The sequence below is a fragment of the Mycobacterium sp. E1747 genome (assembly GCF_001667775.1).
GTDB lineage: Bacteria > Actinomycetota > Actinomycetes > Mycobacteriales > Mycobacteriaceae > Mycobacterium.
Genome location: NZ_LZJI01000012.1, coordinates 1 through 2,186, shown reverse-complemented (window position 1 = coordinate 2,186; position 2,186 = coordinate 1). Strand labels below are relative to the sequence as shown.

2 protein-coding genes are annotated in these 2,186 nt (G+C 68.9%); both read left to right on the top strand.

All coding sequences use genetic code 11. The features are described 5' to 3' along the window. The first annotated feature begins 416 nt into the window (after positions 1 to 416). Positions 417 to 1,637 carry a PPE family protein gene (locus A5695_RS01155; protein ID WP_068077225.1) on the top strand — a complete coding sequence of 407 codons (1,221 nt, stop codon included), beginning with the start codon at positions 417 to 419 and terminating at the stop codon, positions 1,635 to 1,637. Between the two features lie 473 nt (positions 1,638 to 2,110). Then, on the top strand, positions 2,111 to 2,186 hold a 76-nt coding region (locus A5695_RS29310; RefSeq protein ID WP_156737843.1), incomplete at its 3' end, for a PPE domain-containing protein.

Below are 2,186 nucleotides of genomic sequence, written 5' to 3'. Positions count from 1 at the left end.
CCGGCGCCGCCGCGGGCTACTCCCACAAATACGGCTTCCGCTACAGCGTCCTCACCCGCCCACCATCGGCCGGATAGCGGGCGAAATGAACACAACCTTTTTCACTTATCCGCGGCGGGATTTTATTGGGCGCGGGCTACGTCCAAAACCGGCCTCGAGCACAGCGCTGTGGCTCTGGCTCGCCCGCATCGTCGGAGCGGGTGGTCGCGACGAAAGCCTTGCTCCAGCTCACGGCCAACCAGCGACCCGCGGCTCGATGGGTGTCCGACCTCGCCGCGGCGCGCCGCGGGCACGACCCGAGGCCTACGCGGACCCGATGGCCGCCCGAAGCGCCCGGGGTCGGCCGCCGGGTGACCGGCCGTCACCGATTTATCGTCATTCAATACTCGAGCCAAGCGGCCAAGGTTAAGGAGCCAATGATGTTTGATTTTGGGGCGCTTCCGCCGGAGGTTAATTCGGCGCGGATTTATGCCGGTCCGGGGTCGGGGTCGTTGATGACGGCGGCGTCGGCGTGGAATGCGATTGCCGCGGAGCTGCAGTCGGCGGCGTTGAGTTATCAGAATGTGGTGACCCAGCTTGCCAGTGAGGAGTGGGCGGGCACGGCTTCGGCGACGATGGCGGCGGCGGCCACGCCGTATGCGGAGTGGTTGGCGACCACGGCGACTCAGGCTGAGCAGGCGGCGGTGCAGGCCAGCGCGGCGGCGGCGGCCTATGAGGCGGCGTTCGCCGCGGTGGTGCCCCCGCCGGTGATCGCGGCCAACCGGGCGTTGGTGCAGCAGTTGCAGGCGACCAATGTGATTGGGCAGAACAGCGGGGCGATCGCGCAGTTGGAGGCCCAGTACGGCGAGTTTTGGGCCCAGGATGCCGGGGCGATGGCCAATTACTCGGTGCAGTCCACGGCGGCGACCAAGGGCATCACGCAGTTCCAGGCCGCGCCGAAGGTGACCAACGACGCGGGCACGGCGACGCAGTCCAGCACGGTGGCTAACGCGGCGGCCAACACCACCGCCAGCAACACGACCAACGCGCTGTCCAAGGCGGCCACCACTACGACGACCGCGGCCCCGCAGGTCACCGCGGCCGCTCAGCAGTCGACGACCAACCCGCTGCAGGAGCTGTGGTTCTTGTTGACCGGCCAGACCAGCATCCCCACCAACCTGGGCACACTCGTCAACGGGTATAGCCCGTTCGCCGGCTTGTTCTATAACACCGAGGGTCTGCCGTACTTCAGTACCGGTATGGCCAACACCTTCACCCAGATCGCCAAGTCGGTCGGGGCGATCGGTGGTGCGGCTCCGGCGGCGGCCAAGGCGTTGCCCGGTCTGGGTGGGCTGGGGGGTCTGCTCGGTGGTGGTGCCGGCGCGGTGCACCCGGCGGCGGCGATCGGCGGGGCGGCCTCCATCGGTGGCAAGTTGTCGGTGCCGGTGGCCTGGACCGGCGCCCCGGCGCTGCCCGCGATGGGCCACACCGCGGTCCCGGTCAGTTCGATCAGCGCCGCACCCGAGGCGGCCGGGGGACCGGGCAACCTGCTCGGCGGCATGCCCCTGGCCGGAGTTGGCAGCGGCACCCACGCCGGCGCCGGCCCCCGCTACGGATTCCGCCCCACCGTCATGGCCCGCCCACCCTTCGCCGGCTAGCCACCGGTTGCGGTTGGCAGCGTAGGAACACGCTTTAGCGCGCGAAAAGTGCCGCGCTAAAGCGTGTTTCGCGTTGCGCCCACCAACCGCTTCGCGGCGCAGGCATTGCCCCGTCGCACCGCGGCCCTGGCCCGGGCCACACCGCCGTGCCCTTTATCTGCGACCGGATTTTTTGTGCCACGCCCACGTTGATCCGCCCCTGGTTTCGCATGACCGCTTATCGACGGTGATCCGGCCGGAACCCCGTTCCCGCAGGTAGCTGCGTGGAGGCGAACGCGGGCATCCGCCGGCGCGTCCGTGTGCGCTACCCCGCTCGGTCCGCTGTGCGGGGGCGCCTCCCGCCCGGACCCACGCCGCAGGCGCAGCGAGAAGGTCGCGCGGCGCTCTAGCCTTCGCAAGCAAGCGCATCGCTTGAAACTGCCATCCAAAACACTCGCGAGGAAAACACATGGTTCGAGCCGGGGGGTTCGTGGGTGTTTGACTTCGGGGCGTTACCGCCGGAGATCAATTCCGGTCGGATGTATGCGGGTCCGGGTTCGGGGTCGTTGA

What these genes read in the sequence shown, in the direction of transcription:
- A5695_RS01155 (WP_068077225.1), top strand. Translation starts at nt 417, where the DNA reads ATGATGTTTGATTTTGGGGCGCTTCCGCCGGAGGTTAATTCGGCGCGG.